Here is a 19,846-nt window from a genome sequence, read left to right on the forward strand (position 1 = left end):
CCTCTCCGATGTGCCAGCCCGACTCACCGACCCCGAACAGCTCAAAGAGCTGCTCGGCATCCCGTTCACCCCGGAGCAGACGGCCTGCATCACCGCGCCGCCCGCTCCTCAGGTGATCGTGGCCGGAGCCGGCTCGGGCAAGACGACGGTGATGGCGGCACGCGTGGTGTGGCTGGTCGGCACCGGTCAGGTCGCCCCCGAGCAGGTACTCGGCCTCACCTTCACGAACAAGGCCGCCGCCGAACTCGCCGAGCGCGTCCGCAAGGCGCTGATCAAGGCCGGCGTCACCGACCCGGACGTCATCGACCCGGACAACCCGCCGGGCGAGCCGGTGATCTCCACGTACCACGCCTTCGCGGGGCGCCTGCTGACCGACCACGGCCTGCGCATCGGCCTGGAGCCCACGTCCCGGCTGCTCGCCGACGCCACGCGCTTCCAGCTCGCCGCGCGCGTGCTGCGTGAGTCACCCGGCCCCTACCCGGCCCTCACCCGCTCCTTCCCGGACCTCGTCGGCGACCTCCTCGCCCTGGACGCCGAGCTCGCCGAGCACCTCGTACGTCCCGAGGCGCTGCGCGCGTACGACGCCGAGCTGCTGCTGTCGCTGCGCGGCGCCAAGCTCACCAACGCCGATCTGCGCAAGGTGCCCGAGGCGGCCGCCGCCCGCCGGGAGCTGGCCGAGCTGGTGACCCGTTACCGGGCCGCCAAGCGCGAGCGGGACCTGCTCGACTTCGGCGACCAGATCGCCCTGTCGGCCCGCCTCGCGCAGATCCCCGAGGTGGGCCGCCTCCTGCGCGACGAGTTCCGCGTGGTCCTGCTCGACGAGTACCAGGACACCTCGGTCGCCCAGCGCGTCCTCCTCGCGGGCCTGTTCGGCGGGGGCACCGGCCACCCCGTCACCGCCGTCGGCGACCCCTGCCAGGCCATCTACGGCTGGCGCGGCGCCTCCGTCGCCAACCTCGACGACTTCCCCGAGCACTTCGCCCACGCCGACGGCCGCCCCGCGACCCGGCAGGCGCTCAGCGAGAACCGCCGCAGCGGCGGCCGCCTCCTCGACCTCGCCAACGGCCTCGCCGAGCCCCTGCGCGCCCTGCACGCGGGCGTGGAGGCGCTGCGCCCGGCTCCCGGTGCCGAACGCGACGGCATGGTCCGCTGCGCCCTGCTGCGCACCCACGCCGAGGAGATCGACTGGGCGGCCGACTCCGTCGCCCACCTCGTCCGGACCGGGACGGCACCCGGCGAGATCGCCGTCCTGTGCCGCACCGCGACCGACTTCGCCGAGATCCAGGGCGCCCTGGTGGCCCGCGACATCCCGGTCGAGGTCGTCGGCCTCTCCGGACTGCTGCACCTGCCCGAGATCGCCGACCTCGTCGCCGTCTGCGAGGTCCTCCAGGACCCCGGCGCCAACGCCTCCCTGGTGCGCCTGCTGACCGGGCCGCGCTGGCGCATCGGCCCCCGCGACCTCGCCCTGCTGGGGCGGCGCGCCCGGTTGCTCGTGTCCCACGCGCGCGTGGCGGACGACGACCCGGACCGGCGCCTCGCCGAGGCCGTCGAGGGAATCGACCCCTCCGAGGTGATCTCGCTCGCGGACGCCCTCGACACGTTCCTGGAGACGCCCTTCGACGGCCACGGGGACGACGACGGACTGCCCTTCTCGCCCGACGCGCGCGTGCGCTTCGCCCGGCTCGCCACGGAACTGCGCGAACTGCGCCGCTCCCTGGCCGACCCGCTGATGGACGTCCTGCACCGGGTCCTCGCCGTCACCGGCCTGGAGGTGGAGCTGTCGGCGTCCCCGCACGCCCTGGCCGCCCGCCGCCGCGAGACCCTGTCCAACTTCCTGGACGTCGCCGCCTCCTTCGCCGCCGGCGACAACGAGGCCACCCTGCTCGCCTTCCTCGGCTTCCTGCGCACCGCAGCCCAGTACGAGAAGGGCCTCGACAACGCCCTCCCCGGCGGCGAGAACACCGTCAAGGTGCTCACCGCCCACAAGAGCAAGGGCCTGGAGTGGGACGTCGTGGTCGTCCCCGGCCTGGTCACCGGCACCTTCCCCAGCAGCCAGGGCCGCGAGAAGTGGACCTCCCAGGGCAAGGTTCTGCCGCACGACCTGCGCGGCGACGCCGACACCCTGCCCGACGTGCCCTCCTGGGACGCCCGGGGTCTCAGGGCCTTCCACGAGGCCATGAAGGACCACCAGCACACCGAGGAGCTCCGCCTCGGCTACGTCACCTTCACCCGCCCCCGGTCCCTCCTCCTGGGCTCCGGCCACTGGTGGGGCCCCACCCAGAAGAAGCGCCGCGGACCGTCCACGTTCCTCCAGGCCCTCTACCAGCACTGCGAGGCCGGTTACGGCGAGATCGAGGTCTGGGCGGACGAACCCGCCGAGGACGAGGAGAACCCGGCCCTGCACCGGGCCACCGCCGACCAGATGTGGCCCCTGCCCCTGGACGAGGCGGCCCTGGCCCGGCGCCGCGCCGCCGCCGAGACCGTCCTGGCTCACCTGGAAGACCTCGCCGCCCAGGAGGACGCCCGCCTCGCCGCCGTGCACGACCCGGACGCCGTCGACGACCCGGAGTGGCCTCCGCCGCCCGAGGACGACGAGCCCCTGTTCGACGAACCGGACCCGTACGTCGAACCGGACCGGTACGTCGAACCCGATCCGTACGCCGAACCGAATCGGTACGGCGAACCCGATCCGTACGGCGAACCGGACCCGTTCGCCGAGTCGGATCCGTTCGCCGAACGCCCTTCGCACGATTCCGAGGAGGCCTCCGGCAAGCCCCCGGCGACCGGTGACGCCCGGCCCGCGGACCGCCGCCCCATCGTCCCCCACCAGGCGGCCCCACCACAGGGCCCGCCCCCCGGCGGCCGCCGCCTCACTCCCGAGGAGGCCCGCACCGTCGCCTCCTGGGACCGTGACCTCGACGCCCTCACCGGCGAGCTGCTGCGTGCCCGCGACAGCGTCACCGAAGTGCCCCTCCCCGCGTCGCTCACGGCGTCCCAGCTGCTGCACCTGGCCGCCGACCCGGACGGCTTCGCACGGGAGCTGGCCCGCCCCATGCCCCGCCCGCCCCAGCCCGCCGCACGCCGCGGCACCCGCTTCCACGCCTGGGTCGAGGCCCGCTTCGAGGAACTCACCCTGCCGCTGCTGGAACCGGAGGAACTGCCCGGCAGCGAGGCCGAGATCGCCGACGAACGGGACCTCCAGCTCCTCAAGGACGCCTTCGAACGCACCGAGTACGCGCACCGCACGCCCTACCGCGTGGAGGCCCCCTTCCAGCTCTCGCTCGCCGGCCGCGTCGTACGGGGCCGCATCGACGCCGTCTACAGGGAGGGCGACGGCGACGAGACGACGTACGAGATCGTCGACTGGAAGACCAGCCGCTCCCGCACCGCCGACCCGCTCCAGCTCGCCGTCTACCGACTCGCCTGGGCCGAGCAGCAGGGCGTGCCCCCGGAGTCGGTCACGGCGGCGTTCCTGTACGTGCGCACCGGGGAGGTCGTGCGCCCGCAGGCGCTGCCCGACCGGGCGGCCCTCGAGCGGCTGCTGCTGGAGGAGCCGTCGGGGGACCGGTTCGGTGAGGAACCGCACTCCGAGGACATCGCTGCGGGCCGATAGGCTCGTGACCATGAGCCAGACCCCGGACAGCGTCGTCCGTACGTACATCCAGCAGCACCGCGCCGCCTTCCTCGACGACCTCGCCGAGTGGCTGCGCATCCCGTCGGTGTCGGCCCAGCCCGACCACGCGCCCGACGTACGACGCAGCGCCGACTGGCTCGCCGCCAAGCTGACCGAGACCGGCTTCCCGACGGCCGAGGTCTGGCAGACCCCGGGCGCGCCCGCCGTCTACGCCGAGTGGCCCTGCGACGACCCGCAGGCACCCACCGTGCTGGTCTACGGCCACCACGACGTGCAGCCCGCCGCCCGGGAGGACGGCTGGGACAGCGAGCCGTTCGAGCCCGAGGTCCGCGGCAACCGCCTCTACGCGCGCGGGGCCGCCGACGACAAGGGCCAGGTCTTCTTCCACACCCTCGGGCTCCGCGCCCACCTCGCGGCCACCGGCCGCACCACTCCCGCCGTGCACCTCAAGCTGCTGATCGAGGGCGAGGAGGAGTCCGGCTCGCCGCACTTCCGGGCCCTGGTCGAGCAGCACGCCGAGCGGCTCGCCGCCGACGCAGTGATCGTCTCCGACACCGGCATGTGGTCGGAGGACACCCCCACGGTGTGCACCGGCATGCGCGGCCTCGCCGAGTGCGAGATACGGCTGTACGGCCCCGACCAGGACATCCACTCCGGTTCCTTCGGCGGCGCGGTGCCCAACCCGGCGACGGCCGCCGCCCGCCTGGTCGCCGCGCTGCACGACGAGCACGCACGCGTGGCGATCCCCGGCTTCTACGACGGCGTCGTCGAGCTGACCGACCGCGAGCGCGCCCTCTTCGCCGAACTGCCCTTCGACGAGCGGCAGTGGCTGCGCGCGGCCAAGTCGCACGCCACGCGGGGCGAGGCCGGCTACACGACCCTGGAGCGCGTCTGGGCCCGTCCGACCGCCGAGGTCAACGGCATCGGCGGCGGCTACCAGGGCCCCGGCAGCAAGACCATCGTCCCGGCCTCCGCCATGGTGAAGCTCTCCTTCCGGCTGGTGGCGGGCCAGGACCCCGATCACGTCGAGAAGGCGGTCCGCGCCTGGGTTGAGCAGCAGGTGCCCGCCGGGATCCGCTGCGAGACCACGTTCAGCGGGGCCACGCGCCCGTGCCTGACGCCGCTGGACCACCCGGCGCTGCAGTCGGTCGTCCGCGCCATGGAGCGGGCCTTCGGCAAGCCCGTGCGCTTCACCCGCGAGGGCGGCTCCGGACCCGCGGCCGACCTCCAGGACGTCCTCGGCGCCCCGGTGCTCTTCCTCGGCATCTCCGTCCCCTCCGACGGCTGGCACGCACCGAACGAGAAAGTCGAACTCGACCTGCTCCTCAAGGGCGTCGAGACCACCGCGTACCTGTGGGGTGACCTCGCCGAGCACTGGCGTCACGCACCCTGACCGCAGGCCGCCGTCCGGACCGGCCACGCGCGCGGGGCACACTGGAAGGGCCGCCCCGTACCGCACGAAGTCGCCGGAACCGGTCGTCTCCCGCCGCACGTCCCGCCGAACAGCCGCCGAACCCAACCGTTCCACCGGGGGAGTTGGAAGCACCCGTGACCACCTGGACCGACCACAACGCCGACCGGCCCATCTCGCTCACCGCTCCGAGCGGCATCGACCGGGCCGCGCACCACCGGCTCGACGAGGCCTGGCTCGCGGCGGCGTGGAGTCACCCCTCCACGCGCTGCTTCGTGGTCTCCGGCGGCCAGGTCCTCATCGACGAGACGGCGGACGGGCGCACCGAGATCGTCATGACTCCCTCCTTCGAGGCCCCCCTCACCGAGGCGCACCGCTACTTCCTCGGCATCGACGAGGACGGCGTCAGCTACTTCGCCCTCCAGAAGGACGCGCTGCCCGGACGCATGGACCAGTCCGCGCGCCCGGCGGGCCTGCGCGAGGCGGGCCTGCTGCTGTCGGCGCGCGACGTGGGTCTGATGGTGCACGCGGTCGGCCTGGAGAACTGGCAGCGCACCCACCGCTTCTGCTCCCGCTGCGGCGAGCGCACCGTGATCGCCGCGGCCGGCCACATCCGCCGCTGCCCCGCCTGCGGCGCCGAGCACTACCCGCGCACCGACCCGGCCGTGATCATGGCTGTGACCGACGAGGAGGACCGTCTCCTGCTCGGCCGCCAGATGCACTGGCCCGAGGGCCGCTTCTCGACGCTGGCCGGATTCGTCGAGCCCGGCGAGTCCATCGAGCAGTCGGTGCGCCGCGAGGTCCACGAGGAGGTCGGCATCACCGTCGGGCAGGTCGAGTACGTCGCTAGCCAGCCCTGGCCGTTCCCGTCCAGCCTGATGCTGGGCTTCCTGGCCCGCGCAACCACGACCGAGATCGACGTCGACGGCGACGAGATCCACGAGGCCCGCTGGTTCTCCCGCGACGAACTGCGCGCCGCCTTCGAGTCCGGCGAGGTGCTCCCGCCCTACGGCATCTCGATCGCGGCCCGCCTGATCGAACTCTGGTACGGCAAGCCCCTCCCGACCCGCACCGCCGCCTGACGAGGCGCCTGGCGGGTTCGTCCGGCCCAGCCGGGCCGTACGGCCGACCCGTACACCACAAGAAGGCGGCCCCTGAGCACACACGCTCAGGAACCGCCTTCCCGCACACTCAACCGGCGACTAGGCGCCGATCTTCTGCTTCACCTGAGCCAGCGACGGGTTGGTGAGGGTGGAGCCGTCCGGGAAGAGAACGGTGGGCACCGTCTGGTTGCCACCGTTCGCCTTCTCCACGAACGCGGCGGACTCCGGGTCCTGCTCGATGTTGATCTCGTTGTACGCGATGCCCTCGCGGTCCATCTGGCTCTTCAGCCGGCGGCAGTAGCCGCACCACGTGGTGCTGTACATCGTCACAGTGCCCGGCATGTCTCTCGTGCTCCTTCGGTGGCTCGGGGACGGGTTCGCAGTCGGTGGAACGCATGTGAAACGTCCACCATTCCCGGGTCCCCGGTCCCGCCGGACGTGACGCCTGCCGCATTGGTACGACTATCGGCGCCTGCCTGTGGACAACCGGCACAGCCGTCTCGCCCGACCTGGCAGCATGGCTGTGTGACAGCAGCAACGCACTCCACCCTGTTCCCGCGGGTACCGGACTCGGCCGACGCGGTGCTCGACGGGCTCGACCCCGAGCAGCGCGAAGTGGCCACCGCCCTGCACGGTCCGGTGTGCGTCCTGGCGGGCGCGGGCACGGGCAAGACCCGGGCGATCACCCACCGCATCGCCTACGGAGTCCGCGCCGGCATCCTCCAGCCGTCCAGTGTGCTCGCCGTCACCTTCACCAACCGCGCCGCCGGGGAGATGCGCGGCCGACTCCGCCAGCTCGGCGCCGGGGGCGTCCAGGCGCGCACGTTCCACTCGGCCGCCCTGCGCCAGCTCCAGTACTTCTGGCCGAAGGCCATCGGCGGCTCCATGCCCCGGCTCGTCGACCGCAAGATCCAGCTCGTCGCCGACGCGGCCGCCGCCTGCCGCGTCCGGCTCGACCGCGGCGAGCTGCGGGACGTCACCGCCGAGATCGAATGGTCCAAGGTCACCCAGACCGTCCCCGCCGACTACGCGCCCGCCGCGGCCAAGGCCGGCCGCGAGGCCCCCCGGGACCCGGCCGAGATCGCCCAGCTCTACGCCGCCTACGAGGACATCAAGCGCGAGCGCTCGGTCATCGACTTCGAGGACGTGCTCCTGCTGACCGTCGCCGTCCTCCAGGACCGGCACGACATCGCCGAACAGGTCCGCGCCCAGTACCAGCACTTCGTGGTCGACGAGTACCAGGACGTCAGCCCGCTCCAGCAGCGCCTGCTGGAGCTGTGGCTGGGCGAGCGGGACGACCTGTGCGTCGTCGGCGACGCCAGCCAGACGATCTACTCGTTCACCGGAGCGACCCCCGACCACCTGCTGGACTTCCGCACGCGCCACCCGGGAGCCACCGTCGTCAAGCTGGTCCGCGACTACCGCTCCACCCCTCAGGTCGTCCACCTCGCCAACGGCCTGCTCGCCCAGGCGAAGGGCCGCGCCGCCGATCACCGCCTGGAGCTCGTCTCCCAGCGCCCCGCGGGCCCCGAGCCGGTCTACACCGAGTACACCGACGAGCCCGCCGAGGCGGAGGGCGCGGCCCGCCGCATCCGCGAGCTCATGGACGCGGGCGTCCCGGCCGCCGAGATCGCCGTCCTGTTCCGCACGAACGCCCAGTCCGAGACCTACGAGCAGGCCCTCGCCGACGCCGGGGTGCCCTACCAGCTGCGCGGCGCCGAGCGGTTCTTCGACCGCCCCGAGGTGCGCAAGGCGGGCGTCGCCCTGCGCGGCGCGGCCCGCTTCGGCGGTAACGACTCCCTCCTGGACGACGCCGTCGACCTGCCCTCCCAGGTGCGGGCCGTGCTGTCGGGGGAGGGCTGGACGCCGCAGCCCCCGGCCGGCTCCGGCGCCGTGCGGGAGCGCTGGGAGTCCCTGGCCGCCCTGGTGAACCTCGCCCAGGACTTCGCCGCCGCCAAGCCGGGCGCCACCCTCGCGGACCTCGTCGCCGAACTCGACGAGCGGGCGAGCGCCCAGCACGCCCCCACCGTGCAGGGCGTCACCCTCGCGTCCCTGCACTCGGCCAAGGGCCTGGAGTGGGACGTCGTGTTCCTCGTCGGCGTGGCCGAGGGAATGATGCCGATCACCTACGCGAAGACCGACGAGCAGATCGAGGAGGAACGCCGCCTGCTGTACGTCGGCGTCACCCGCGCGCGGGAACGCCTCCATCTCTCCTGGGCCCTCTCCCGCTCACCCGGTGGCCGTCCCAGCCGCCGCCCCAGCCGTTTCCTCGACGGTCTGCGTCCCGGCTCGACGGCCACCGCCGGCCGCGCGGCCGCGGGCGGCGCGGGCGGAATCGAGCGCGGCATCCCCGGAACCAGGGGCTCCGCCCCGAGACGGGTCCAGCGCATCCCGGCGCGCTGCCGCGTCTGCGGCCGCACGCTGACCGACGCGGGCGAGATGAAGCTGATGCGCTGTGACGACTGCCCCTCCGACATGAACGAGGCCCTCTACGAGCGGCTCCGCGAGTGGCGCGCGGACCAGGCACGCAAGAGCGGCCAGCCGGCCTTTTGCGTGTTCACCGACCGGACGCTGATGGCGATCGCCGAGACCGCCCCCGACGACGAACACCAGCTGGCGCGCATCCCGGGCGTCGGCATGCGCAAGCTCACCCGCTACGGAGCCGACGTTCTGGCCATCTGCGCAGGCCAGTACCCCGCGGCGGGCACAGATCAGGGCTGAAACGAACTCGTCGAAAAAATAGTTTGCGCATGCCCCAGCAATCCCCATAGGTTCTTAGGCACGAGAGCAGCGGCCTTCTCGGAGGCCCTGATTCCGTGTTGTACTTGCATATCCGTAGGACTGGTTCACCCAGTCCCCCGAGACGCCGAGAGGAGGCGAGCCCAGTGATCAGCATCAACAGCAGCTTCATCAGCACCGTGAAAATGACCGATCGCTCGGCCGTCTCCACGTGCATGCTCGGCGTTTCGAACCTGGGCACCGGTCTGTCCGGCATTCGTGCCGTCCGTCCGGCGTCCTCCTCCGTTGCTCCCGCGGGCCTTCCCGTCCGTGAGCGCAATGAGCGACCGACCAAGGCACTGGAAGCAGCAGTAGCGGCACAGGCGCAGGCCTATGCCTTTACGGCGACCGGTGCCGGATTCCGGAAGCAGACGACGCAGCACCACCTGATGTGGGCCTTCCGTGGGCCAGAACCCTGGAGTGATCCAGCCTGATTCGATCAGGCCGGCGCCTTCAGGGCCGCGGAACCCCATCCGGGATCCGCGGCCCTTCTGTTTGTCCCCGATCAGGGACGACGGACCGAAGGACCTCGGGACAACAGAAGAACCCGGTACCAGCCGCCCCCGGCCAACAGGCCGGAACGACCAGACGAGGAAGACGACCGTGCAACTCGAAGCGCACGCACCGTCCGTTCCGCCTTCGGAAACGATCCCCAAGCCCGGCTCCACGGAGGACTCCACCTTGACCCCGCTCACCGCGCTCACCGCGCTCGACGACGCCATCGAGAACCTCGGCGTACCCGTCCCGTGCCGCTCCTACGACCCGGAGGTCTTCTTCGCCGAGTCGCCCGCGGACGTCGAGTACGCCAAGTCCCTCTGCCGCACCTGCCCGCTGATCGAGGCCTGCCTCGCCGGCGCCAAGGAGCGGCGTGAGCCCTGGGGCGTCTGGGGTGGCGAGCTGTTCGTCCAGGGTGTCGTCGTCGCCCGGAAGCGGCCGCGTGGCCGCCCGCGCAAGAACCCGGTCACAGCATGAACACCGCAGGAACGATCGACCGTCCCCTCACGCACGACCCCCAGAAGCAGGCCCCGATGAAGCCGTCCCCCGACGAGCCCGCAGGCTCCGCGACCCAAGACTTCACCACGAACGGCGCGATGGACTCGCGTCAGAACAGGACCCGACAGATGCAACTCATCCCAGAAGCCATGGCTCGTGCGCATATGCGCGAGCGACTGGACGAGGCGGAGCGGGATCGCCAGGCCGTGCGCCTGGTGGCCGCCCGCCGGATGCAGCGCAGGGCGGAGCGCGCCTCGCGGCGCGCCCGCCGGGCGCTCGCCATGGCGGTCATGCAGTAACCGACCGCACCTGAAGCGATGGCCTCCCACAGCGGAGGCCGTGCTTTCCCGCGGGGGCCGGTCCGTGCCGAACGGACCGGCCCCCGCGGCGCGTTGCAGCCGAGGGCGACGCAGGCCGCCGGCGCGGTGATGCGTGGTGGCGGTGACGCGGCCGGGAACGGAGCTGTCGTCGGCGGGTGACCAGTCGGACGAGCCATCCCGGAGGCGGTGACGACGAGTCCGCCGCGGAGCCCCGGCAGGCGTGCGCCCGCTGCGGCACGTCGGCCGACGCCCCGGGGCACGACTCCGCCACCCACCTGGACCTTCTCCGTCGAGCACGGCGTGGGCCGCTGTTCCTGCGCGACCTGCTCCCGGGAGTACCTCAGGTCGGTCGGGAGGCGTCTGGACTCCGGCTGGTGGTGAGACGCGGGGCCGGGATCACGCCTCCGCGACCGCCTCCCCGTCGTCCGCCGGATCCTCCGGCACGAACCCTGGGAGCCACTCCTCCAGCTCCTCGCGCAGCCGCACCGTGGCACCCAGCTGGCACAGCACGCCGATGGTGCTCAGCGTCACCCGGTGGATCAGCAGATACGACGGGGGCAGATTGAGCCGCTTGCCCAGCTGGTAGGCGGGGGAGCGGGGATCGGCGACGCGGGCCGCCTGGCTGCGCATCCAGCCGCGCGTGAACGTGAACTCCTCGACCCGGGCCGGTTCGATGATCGGCAGGAGGTAGTCCATGACGGCGTCGGGGTCCAGCTCTATGGTCTCCTTGACGAAGCCCTCCGCGCACAGGAGCTCGTAGACCGCCTCGGCCTCGCCGTCGAGGGTCATGCGCAGGGACTCGCCGATGGTGGCCGGCAGCCCGCCCGGAAGGCGGTCGACCGTGCCGAAGTCCAGGACGCCCAGGCGCCATTCGTCCTCTCCGTCCGGACCACCGGGGAGCAGACGGAAGTTGCCCGGGTGCGGATCGGCGTGGAGCAGGCCGGTGCGGGCGGGGCCGGAGAACAGGAAGCGGGCCAGGAGCTGGCCGGCGCGGTCGCGCTGTTCCTGGGTGCCGTCCGAGATGACCTCCGACAGGGGGATGCCGTCGATCCACTCGGTGATCAGGACCTGCTCGGACTGGTGGACCACGTGCGGCACGAGGACGTCCGGGTCGTCCGTGAACTCCTCCGCGTGAGCCTGCTGGGCCTGGGCCTCCAGGCCGTAGTCGAGCTCCTCCGAGACGCGGTCCTTCAGCTCGGCGATCAGCGGCTTGATGTCCATGCCGGGGATCAGCGGGCCGAGCAGACGGGAGAAGCGGCTCAGCTGGTTCAGGTCGGACAGCAGCGCCTCGCCCGCGCCGGGGTACTGCACCTTGACGGCCACCTCACGGCCGTCGTGCCACACCGCCCGGTGGACCTGGCCGATCGAGGCGGCCGCGGAGGGCTTGTCCTCGAACTCCGAGAACAGCTCCTGCCAGCCCTCGCCGAGCCGCTCCTGCAGCACCCCGTGCACCGTGCGCGTGGGCATCGGCGGCGCGGCCTCCTGGAGCTTCGTCAGCGCGGCCCGGTAGGGGCCGGCCACCTCCTCGGGCAGTGCGGATTCGAAGACGGACAGCGCCTGGCCGAACTTCATGGCGCCGCCCTTGAGCTCGCCGAGCACCTTGAACAGCTGCTCGGCGGTGCGCTGCTGGAGCTCGCGGCCGACGAGCTCAGCCGACTCGCCGACGATCCGCTTGCCGAATCCCCACGTCGCGCGCCCGGCGATGCCGAGCGGGAGCGCGGCGAGTTTGGCGGTCCGGGTGACCGCTTTCCGGGGAAGATCAGACATGCGCCCTCCAAGTCCCAGCCGGCCGCTCCGCCGCTGCCTCACGGCACTGCGCCGACGGCCGTTGCACCGCCATTGTCTCGTGTGATGCCTCGTCCTCCGAGGGGTGCTCCCCATTTCCTCTCTCCGCGGCGCCGCAGGGGCATGCGGAATGGGCCCATACCGGCCGGGCGTGCCAGTGGAGCGTGGGGAGCGAGACCTCCCAGCGCGCGCCGGTGCTCGACGGGGCCCGGCCGTCCAGGAAGGCTAGCCCGTGCGCGGCGGCCAGCCCGGCCACCGTCGTGGCCAGCGCCAGGTCGCAGGGCCGGACATGGCGCTGTCTGCCCGAGCGCCACTGAGCGATCAGACGCGGCCAGGTCGGGTCCCGGTCGGTGCGGTCCTCGTGCAGACAACCCGCACAGCCCGTCTCCCCGGGCAGCACGAGGGGGCCGACCACGCCGGTCCCCTCCACGACACCGGCGTACAGATGGGGCGTCCCGGAGACCATCAGGGGTTCGGCGCAGGAGGGGTCGGGCGCGTGCACCGCGACATCGTCCCGCGGGGCGAGGATCACCAGGGAGAAACCCGGGTCGCCTCCGTCCGGGGGCGGTGGGAGCTCGGCGCGGCGGGGCGGCCGGTCCGGGGCGGCCTGCCGTACGGCCCGGCGGGCCGACTCGTCCCTGCGGTCGCCGACGGCCTGGGCCGGATGCCCGCCCGGGGCGACGTCCCACGGCTCCACCCGGCCGCCGTCACGCACCTCGACCTCGCCCACGCCGGCCCCGGCCAGCAGCGAGGCCAGGAGGGCACCCACCCGGCCCGCGCCTCTGACCTGCACACGCTGCGAGCGGCGGGCGGCCAGCCGTCCGAGCGCCTCGCCCGGCTCCGAGGTGGTGAGGGACAGCGAGGCCAGGTCGGGCCGGAGCCGGTCGAGGGCGTCCTTCTTCTTCCGCAGCGTGTCGGCGGCGGGTCCGCCGCCCCGGGCGTCGTCGAGGAGCCCGGCCCGCGAAAGCCGCCGCACCAGCCCGTCGACATGGCCGTCCGGCAGGTCCATCCGGCGTCCCTCCTCGCGCAGCAGCTCCATCCCCCGCGTGCCGTTCAGCAGGTCGAGGAAGCTGCCCGTCGCCGTGTCCATCGGCCCGAGCGTCAGGGCGTGCGCCGGGGTCATGCCGAACTGCACGGTGTTGAGGTCGCGCCAGCCGCGCCGTAGCGCGGGTTTCACCATCGGATGCATGACAGGTCCCCCGTATGTCATAGAACGTCCCCGTGTGCCGGAAGGGAGTGCGGGTGTGGGTCGAGCCGGGCCCGGTCGCAGGACACCGCGCTCGCGGCGAACCCTGGTGCCGGGCGGCCGTTCCGGTCCTGAAGCGGGCCCGCCCCCGCTTCGCCGACGGGATCCAGCATGCCCAAACCCGTCGCCCGCCGCCGAAAGTTGTCCACAGGCGCGGGGATTCGTCGTACAAATCCGGCGGCCGGAGAGGGCGGCGTCATCGAACCGTCCCGGGAGTCGGGACTTCTCCCGTGTGCAGCGGGTAACGTCGGGGCGTGCCCGCCGACCCACTGCACCGCGCCGGAAAGCCACAGCGCAGCACGACGAGCCAGCCGCCGAGCGGCTCGGGGGCGAGCGCGATCGAGGTCCGCAGGAGTCCCCGCCGACGCAGGACGGTCTCCGCGTACCGCGAGGGCGATCGCACCATAGTGCTCATCCCCGCCCGCATGTCCGCGGCGGAGGAGCAGCGCTGGGTGAACGTCATGCTCGACAAGCTGGCCGCCCAGGAGAGCAAGCGGTCCCTCGGGGACGCCGAGCTGTTTGAGCGGGCGCGGCGGCTCTCGGAGCAGTACTTCGACGGCCGGGCCCGGCCCGCCTCGGTGCGCTGGGTGACCAACCAGAACACCCGCTGGGGGTCGTGCACCCCGTCCGACGGCAGCATCCGCCTGTCGCACCGCCTGCAGGGCATGCCCGAGTACGTCGTCGACTACGTCCTCCTCCACGAACTGGCCCATCTGCTCGTCCCCGGACACGGGCCCGGCTTCTGGCGGCTGCTGGAGGCCTACCCGAGGACGGAGCGGGCCCGGGGCTATCTCGAAGGCGTGGTCGCCGCCGAGCGGTTGCCCCACGTGCCCGGGGCCCGCGGGGAGAGCCCCGCGGGGTGAGTGACCGCTTTGCGCGAGCGAGCAGCCGATACGGCTGGGCGGGGGTTCTGTACCGGCTCTGTACCGACGACTTCCGATGTCCGGATTTGCCGTTAGCCTGGCGCGACGCACTCACGTTCTGGATGGGGGACGGTCGTTACGCATGGCCAGGGAATTCCAACGCGGCCACAAGGCCAGGATCAGTGACCTCACCGCGGGCACGGATCTGTACGTAGGCGTGCAGATCTCCGGCCCCGGTCTGGGCTTCGACATCAGCTGCTTCGGTCTCGACGCCGACGAACGGCTCTCCGACGATCGGTACTTCGTCTTCTTCAACCAGCCGAAGTCCCCCGAGGAGGCCATCCAGCTCCTGGGTGCCCAGGCGGGCGACACGGAGTCCTTCCGGGTCACGCTCGACCGGATCCCCCCGCAGATCCAGAAGCTGTCCTTCACGGCGACGATCGACGGTGCCGGGCAGATGTCGCAGATCGGCGCCGGGTACATCCGGATCGTCGCGGGCGGCGAGGAGGTGGCCCGCTACTCCTTCACCGGCTCGGAGTTCTCCACCGAGCGGGCCGTGATGCTGGGCGACTTCTACCTGAAGGACGTGTGGCGGTTCGCCGCCGTAGGGCAGGGCTTCGACGGCGGTCTGGACGCGTTGCTGAAGAACTTCGGCGGCGAGGTGGCCGAAGAGGAGGCGCCGGCGCCCGCTCCGCAGCAGGCTCAGGGCGGCGCCGCCCCGGGCTTCGCCCCGCCGGCCTTCGCAGCACCCGCCGCCCCGGCGCCCGCCCCGGCCCCCGCGCCCGCCGCGCAGGGCTTCGCGCCCCCGCCCGGTGCCACTCCGCCCAGCGCCACCCCTCCACCGGCTCCGGCCCCGGCGCCCGCGCCCCAGGTGCACACCGCGCCGACCATCGTCGCGCCCGTGAACACCCCGCCCGCGGGCTCCCCGATCCCGCCCCCGGCTCCCGCGCCGTACGGCCAGCCGGGCCAGCAGCCGCCCCAGCCGCCGCAGTACGGCCAGGCCCCCGGCCAGACGGCCCCGCCGCCGCCCGGTTACGGCCAGCCCCAGGCACCCCAGGCTCCCACCCCGCCGCCCGGTTACGGCCAGCCCACCCCGCCCCCCGGCTACGGCCAGCAGCCGCCGTTCGGCGGCCAGGCCCCCTATGCTGCCCCGCAGCACGGCGTCCCCCAGCACGGCGTCCCCCAGCACGGAGTCCCGCCGCAGGGCGTCCCGCAGCCCGGTGCGGTCCAGGGCCCGGGCGTGGCCGCCGCGCTCCAGCAGTTCAAGGAGACCCCCACCGGACAGCGCTGGACGCAGCAGAACAAGAAGCTCGTCCGGGTCGACCTCGGCATCGGCGGGCAGCCCGTGCTGGCGCGGCAGGGCAGCATGGTGCTCTACCAGGGCAAGGTCGACTTCAGCTACAAGGGCGCGGGCTTCGCCGGCCGGATCGTGGGCAACGCGACCGGCCAGGAGATGCAGTTGATGCGCTGTACCGGCCAGGGACAGGTGTTCCTCGCCGAGAACTCGACCATGCTGCACCCCATCGAGCTCCAGGGCGACGCCGTCTGCGTCTCCGCCGAGAACGTGCTCGCGTTCGACGAGGGCCTCCAGTACGAGGTCCGCCGCATCGAGGGGCACGGCATCCCCGGCGGCGCGCTGTTCACCATGCAGTTCCAGGGCACCGGCACGATCGTCGTGAAGACGCACGGCACGCCCGTGGTGCTGCCCGTCACGCCCACCACGTTCGCCGACTGCAACGCCGTGGTCGCCTGGTCGGCCGCCGCCCAGGTCGTCGTCTCCAGCCAGGTGCGGATGCGCCGCAACGCCTACCCCGGCGACACCGGGGAGAGCGTCAACCTCCAGTTCCGGGGCGCACCCGGCAACTTCATCGTCGTCCAGCCGTACGAGGTCTGAGGGAGCCCGTCATGACACAGCAGCTCGCGGGCCACGCCCCCGCGCCCGTCACCGCCCGCATGGAGAACCACGGCAACCACATGCTGAAGGTCGCCATGCAGACCGGCAACGACCTCCTCGCGCGCGTGGGGTCGATGGTCGCCTACGAAGGGTTCGTCCAGTACGAGCCCAACCCGCCGGCCGTGCGCCAGATCGCCAAGGACTGGCTGACCGGCGAGGGCGCGCCCCTGATGAAGTGTTCCGGCGACGGCCTGCTCTACCTCGCCGACTACGGGGCGAACGTCGTCGTGATCAACCTCAACGGCGGCGGCATCTCCGTCAACGCCACCAACCTGCTCGCCTTCGACGCCCACCTCACCTGGGGCGTGGAGCGGGTCAAGGGCCTGGCCAAGTTCGCCGGCCAGGGCCTGTGGAACACCAAGATCTCCGGACAGGGCTGGGTCGCGCTGACCTCCCGGGGCAAGCCGATCGTCGTCGACTGCGGAGGCGGCGAGGACGAGACGTACGTCGACCCCGACGCGCTCGTCGCCTGGTCCCCGAACCTCAAGGTGAAGGGCAAGCGCAGCTTCCGGGCGCAGTCACTGATCGGCCGCGGCAGCGGCGAGGCCTACCAGATGGCCTTCTCCGGTCAGGGCATCGTCGTCGTCCAGCCCAGCGAGGACAGCACCGACCGCCTCCGGGCCCGGGGCTGAGGGGGAGCCAGAACGCCATGCAGAGCCCGATTTTCGCCTACAACGAGCAGCAGACTCAGGAACGCTGGAGCCTGCAGAACAAGCAGATGCTGCGCGTCGCCCTGGAGGGCCATGACGACATCCTGGCCCGCAAGGGCACCATGGTCGCCTACCAGGGGCTCGTCGAGTTCGACGCCGAGTACCAGAGCAACGGCCAGGCACGCGCGCGTGCGCACACGGGTGAGGGCCTCGACCTGATGCGCTGCCACGGGCAGGGCACGGTCTACCTCGCCAACCTCAAGCAGCACGTCCACGTCATGGACGTGGACCAGGACGGCCTCACCGTCGACAGCAGCTACGTGCTGGCGATGGACTCCTCCCTGCACCACGAGGTCATCGCCGTGGACAGCCTCTACGGCATCTCCGGCTCGGGGAAGTACCAGCTCAACATCTCCGGCCGGGGAAAGGTCGCGCTGATGACTTCGGGCATGCCGCTGCTGCTGCAGGTGACGCCCGACAAGTACGTCAACTGTGACGCCGACGCGATCGTCGCCTGGTCGACCAGCCTGCGCGTGCAGATGCAGGCCCAGACGCACTCCTCGGGGGTGTGGCGGCGCCGCGGCAACACCGGCGAGGGCTGGGAGCTGAGCTTCATGGGCTCCGGCTTCGCGCTGGTCCAGCCCAGCGAGCTGCTGCCGCCGCAGAACGCCCAGGTCGGCTCGGGCCTCGCCGCGCAGTACGGCATGGGCCAGCAGGGGGCGCGGGGGCAGAACCAGGGGAACGTCTGGAGCTGAGCGCTGCGTGCTCCGCGGTTCGGCCGATCGGGTTCGGCTCTTGTGCGGCGGGGTCTCGGCCACGGGCCGGCCGTGGGCGGCCGCGCAGTCGTCCACGCCCCTGACGGGGCGCGCACCCCGCGGTCAGGAACACATGTAAGGAGCGGCCACAAGGGCGGCCGCTCCTTACATCGCCGCTCCTTACATCACCGCTCCTTACACGTTCTCAGGGCGCGAGTCTCGCGCGTGTCGCCTGCAGCAGGCGTACGACCGAGTCGTCCGCCACCTCCGGCACCTCCGCGTAGCCGAACCAGCGCACGTCGAGCGACTCGTCACTGACCGCGTGCGCGGCATCGGGCGGTGCCACGACGGCGTACTGGACGTCCAGGTGCCAGTGGCACGGCGCCGGGATCGGATGCCGGTCCAGGCGTACCGGGCCGCCCGGCAGCAGGGTCAGCCCCGAGACGCCGGACTCCTCCGTCGCCTCGCGCAGGGCCGCTGCCGCCAGGGTGGCGTCACCGGGCTCGCAGTGGCCGCCCATCTGCAGCCACATCCTCAGCTTCCTGTGCAGCGTGAGCAGCACCCGGCCGCCCACGGGGTCGATCACCAGGGCGCTCGCCGTGATGTGGCCCGCCTGGCAGGCCTTCCAGAGGCCGTCCGGGTGACCGGCCAGGTGGTCGAGGTAGGTCTGGCGCAGCTCGGGCTGGTCCTCGTAGTCCTTCAGTACGAGGACCGCGTCGTCGTACAGGCTCACCCGGCCTCGTCGCCCTTGTCCTTGTCCCCGCCCTCGTCCTTCTTGCGCAGGTCGGGCTTGTCCGCCGCCTCGCCGAGCATCTTGTCCAGCTCGGAGAAGTCGATCTGCTCGCGGTGCACGAAGCCGTCCGGATCGTCCAGGTCGGTCGCCGTCGGCAGCATGTCCGGGTGGTGCCACAGGGCGTCCCGGCCGTCGACACCGCGCGCATCGGTGAGCGAGGCCCACAGACGGGAGGCGTCCCGCAGGCGGCGCGGGCGCAGCTCGAGCCCGATCAGCGTGGCGAACGTCTGCTCGGCCGGACCACCCGAGGCGCGGCGGCGGCGCAGCGTCTCGCGCAGCGCGTCCGCCGACCCCAGCCGGGGCTTCGCCGCCGCGTGGACCACCGCGTCCACCCAGCCCTCGACGAGCGCCAGAGCGGTCTCAAGACGGGCCAGGGCGGCCTTCTGCTCGGGCGTGTCCTCGGGCTGGAACATGCCCTGCTGGAGCGCTTCCTGCAGCTGCTCGGGGTTCTGCGGGTCGAACTGGCCGACCACGTCCTCCAGCTTGGCCGTGTCGACCTTGATGCCGCGGGCGTAGCCGTCGACCGCGCCGAACAGGTGCGAGCGCAGCCACGGCACGTGCGCGAAGAGGCGCTGGTGGGCCGCCTCGCGCAGGGCGAGGTACAGCCGTACCTCCTCCTGGGGGACGCTCAGGTCCTTGCCGAACGTCTCGACGTTCACCGGCAGCAGCGCGGCCTTGCCGGCCGGACCGAGCGGCAGGCCGATGTCGGACGAGCCGACGACCTCGCCCGCGAGCACGCCGACGGCCTGCCCGATCTGCGTGCCGAACATGGCGCCGCCCATCGAGCGCATCATGCCGATCAGCGGGCCGGCCATGGCCTGCATCTCCTCCGGCAGGACGTCGCCCATGGCGGTGCCGACGCGCTCGGCGACCGGGTCGACGAGCTCCTTCCAGGCGGGCAGGGTCGCCTCCACCCACTCCGCGCGGCTCCAGGCCACGGCGGAGCCGGCGCCCGACGGCAGGGACGTGGCGTCGTCGAGCCACAGGTCCGCCAGGCGGACGGCCTCCTCGACGGCCCGGCGCTCGGCGGGGCCGACGCTGGCGTCCTTGGTGCCGTCAGGGGAGCCCTGGGAGACCGTCTGGCGGGCGATCTGCTTGGCCATGTCCCAGTTCACCGGGCCGCCCTCGTAGGAGAGCATCTGGCCCAGCTGCTGGAACGCGGCGCCCAGGTCGTTGGGGTTGAGAGAGCCGAACATGGCTGCGAACGGATTGTCCGCACCGGGGCCACCGGGGCCGCCGCCGAAGCCTCCGGCTCCGGGCAGGCCGCCGAAGCCGAACGGGTTGGCCGGTCCCTGACCACCACCGCTCTGCTGGTCCTTCTTCTTGCCCTCGTCGCCGTCGTCCGGCTCCTCCGGCGGAAGGCCGAATCCGAATGGGGTGTCACTCACGGGATTCCTCGGCTGGTAGGGCCGCCGGTTCTTTCCGGCGGCACGGCTGCCCGACAACACCACCCAGCGTAGACACCCGGGGCGGATCGGGCCTCGGTGCTTCGCCGACTGACGGCCTGCGGCAGGATGGATGCCACCTGGTACGCACGCGTCGCTCGCGCTCGTACTGAAGA

At 72.5% G+C, this 19,846-nt stretch carries 16 protein-coding genes; 11 read left to right on the top strand and 5 right to left on the bottom strand.

The features are described 5' to 3' along the window. Positions 1 to 10 precede the first annotated feature (10 nt). The 3 genes from ABTZ58_RS20615 (at position 11) to nudC (ending at position 6,127) form a co-directional block, all read left to right on the top strand. A complete protein-coding gene (locus ABTZ58_RS20615; protein WP_351358416.1) occupies positions 11 to 3,613 on the top strand; it encodes an ATP-dependent helicase in 3,603 nt (1,200 codons plus the stop codon). Positions 3,614 to 3,623: 10 nt separating this feature from the next. Beyond that, positions 3,624 to 5,027 carry a dipeptidase gene (locus tag ABTZ58_RS20620; RefSeq protein WP_351358419.1) on the top strand — a complete coding sequence of 468 codons (1,404 nt, stop codon included), beginning with the start codon at positions 3,624 to 3,626 and terminating at the stop codon, positions 5,025 to 5,027. Between the two features lie 155 nt (positions 5,028 to 5,182). Further along, on the top strand, positions 5,183 to 6,127 hold the full coding sequence (gene nudC, locus ABTZ58_RS20625) for an NAD(+) diphosphatase (RefSeq protein ID WP_351358422.1): 945 nt from the start codon (positions 5,183 to 5,185) through the stop codon (positions 6,125 to 6,127). A gap of 120 nt (positions 6,128 to 6,247) precedes the next feature. Here nudC and ABTZ58_RS20630 read toward each other — a convergent pair whose 3' ends face one another. Beyond that, positions 6,248 to 6,490: a mycoredoxin gene (locus ABTZ58_RS20630; RefSeq protein ID WP_009293545.1), complete on the bottom strand. Its 243-nt coding sequence runs from the start codon at positions 6,488 to 6,490 to the stop codon at positions 6,248 to 6,250. 183 nt (positions 6,491 to 6,673) lie between these two features. On the opposite strand from ABTZ58_RS20630, the gene ABTZ58_RS20635 reads away from it, so the two are divergent. The 4 genes from ABTZ58_RS20635 (at position 6,674) to ABTZ58_RS20650 (ending at position 10,218) form a co-directional block, all read left to right on the top strand. Continuing rightward, positions 6,674 to 8,869 (top strand): ATP-dependent DNA helicase UvrD2, encoded by a 2,196-nt coding sequence (locus ABTZ58_RS20635; protein WP_351358426.1) that lies wholly within the window; start codon positions 6,674 to 6,676, stop codon positions 8,867 to 8,869. Between the two features lie 164 nt (positions 8,870 to 9,033). Next, on the top strand, positions 9,034 to 9,360 hold the full coding sequence (locus ABTZ58_RS20640) for a hypothetical protein (protein WP_309095395.1): 327 nt from the start codon (positions 9,034 to 9,036) through the stop codon (positions 9,358 to 9,360). 169 nt (positions 9,361 to 9,529) lie between these two features. Continuing rightward, positions 9,530 to 9,898: a WhiB family transcriptional regulator gene (locus ABTZ58_RS20645; RefSeq protein ID WP_351358429.1), complete on the top strand. Its 369-nt coding sequence runs from the start codon at positions 9,530 to 9,532 to the stop codon at positions 9,896 to 9,898. Further along, positions 9,895 to 10,218: a putative WhiB-interacting protein gene (locus ABTZ58_RS20650; protein ID WP_351358432.1), complete on the top strand. Its 324-nt coding sequence runs from the start codon at positions 9,895 to 9,897 to the stop codon at positions 10,216 to 10,218. The genes ABTZ58_RS20645 and ABTZ58_RS20650 overlap by 4 nt, the downstream gene beginning before the upstream one ends. 417 nt (positions 10,219 to 10,635) lie before the next feature. Here the strand turns inward: ABTZ58_RS20650 and ABTZ58_RS20655 are convergent, their stop codons facing one another. Both ABTZ58_RS20655 and ABTZ58_RS20660 read right to left on the bottom strand, forming a co-directional pair. Continuing rightward, positions 10,636 to 12,006: an ABC1 kinase family protein gene (locus tag ABTZ58_RS20655; protein ID WP_351358435.1), complete on the bottom strand. Its 1,371-nt coding sequence runs from the start codon at positions 12,004 to 12,006 to the stop codon at positions 10,636 to 10,638. Beyond that, on the bottom strand, positions 11,999 to 13,213 hold the full coding sequence (locus ABTZ58_RS20660; RefSeq protein ID WP_351358438.1) for a TOMM precursor leader peptide-binding protein: 1,215 nt from the start codon (positions 13,211 to 13,213) through the stop codon (positions 11,999 to 12,001). The genes ABTZ58_RS20655 and ABTZ58_RS20660 overlap by 8 nt, the downstream gene beginning before the upstream one ends. A 311-nt stretch (positions 13,214 to 13,524) precedes the next feature. Between ABTZ58_RS20660 and ABTZ58_RS20665 the strand changes: the two genes are divergently transcribed. From ABTZ58_RS20665 to ABTZ58_RS20680, 4 genes are all read left to right on the top strand, one after another. After that, the gene (locus ABTZ58_RS20665) at positions 13,525 to 14,133 is read left to right on the top strand and encodes a M48 metallopeptidase family protein (protein ID WP_351358444.1); all 609 of its coding nucleotides are present in this window, start codon (positions 13,525 to 13,527) and stop codon (positions 14,131 to 14,133) included. A 142-nt stretch (positions 14,134 to 14,275) separates the two neighbouring features. Then, the gene (locus ABTZ58_RS20670; protein WP_351358447.1) at positions 14,276 to 16,027 is read left to right on the top strand and encodes a TerD family protein; all 1,752 of its coding nucleotides are present in this window, start codon (positions 14,276 to 14,278) and stop codon (positions 16,025 to 16,027) included. 11 nt (positions 16,028 to 16,038) lie between these two features. Next, positions 16,039 to 16,719 carry an AIM24 family protein gene (locus tag ABTZ58_RS20675; protein ID WP_351358450.1) on the top strand — a complete coding sequence of 227 codons (681 nt, stop codon included), beginning with the start codon at positions 16,039 to 16,041 and terminating at the stop codon, positions 16,717 to 16,719. Positions 16,720 to 16,736: 17 nt separating this feature from the next. Then, positions 16,737 to 17,492: an AIM24 family protein gene (locus tag ABTZ58_RS20680; RefSeq protein ID WP_351358453.1), complete on the top strand. Its 756-nt coding sequence runs from the start codon at positions 16,737 to 16,739 to the stop codon at positions 17,490 to 17,492. A 205-nt stretch (positions 17,493 to 17,697) separates the two neighbouring features. Here the strand turns inward: ABTZ58_RS20680 and ABTZ58_RS20685 are convergent, their stop codons facing one another. Both ABTZ58_RS20685 and ABTZ58_RS20690 read right to left on the bottom strand, forming a co-directional pair. After that, complete coding sequence (locus ABTZ58_RS20685; RefSeq protein ID WP_351358456.1) at positions 17,698 to 18,225, bottom strand: NUDIX hydrolase; 528 nt, start codon at positions 18,223 to 18,225, stop codon at positions 17,698 to 17,700. Further along, positions 18,222 to 19,673 (bottom strand): zinc-dependent metalloprotease, encoded by a 1,452-nt coding sequence (locus tag ABTZ58_RS20690; RefSeq protein ID WP_351358459.1) that lies wholly within the window; start codon positions 19,671 to 19,673, stop codon positions 18,222 to 18,224. Before ABTZ58_RS20690 ends, ABTZ58_RS20685 begins: the two co-directional genes overlap by 4 nt. Positions 19,674 to 19,846 lie beyond the last annotated feature (173 nt).

It is taken from the genome of Streptomyces sp. NPDC094143 (genome assembly GCF_040303825.1).
Taxonomy (GTDB): domain Bacteria; phylum Actinomycetota; class Actinomycetes; order Streptomycetales; family Streptomycetaceae; genus Streptomyces.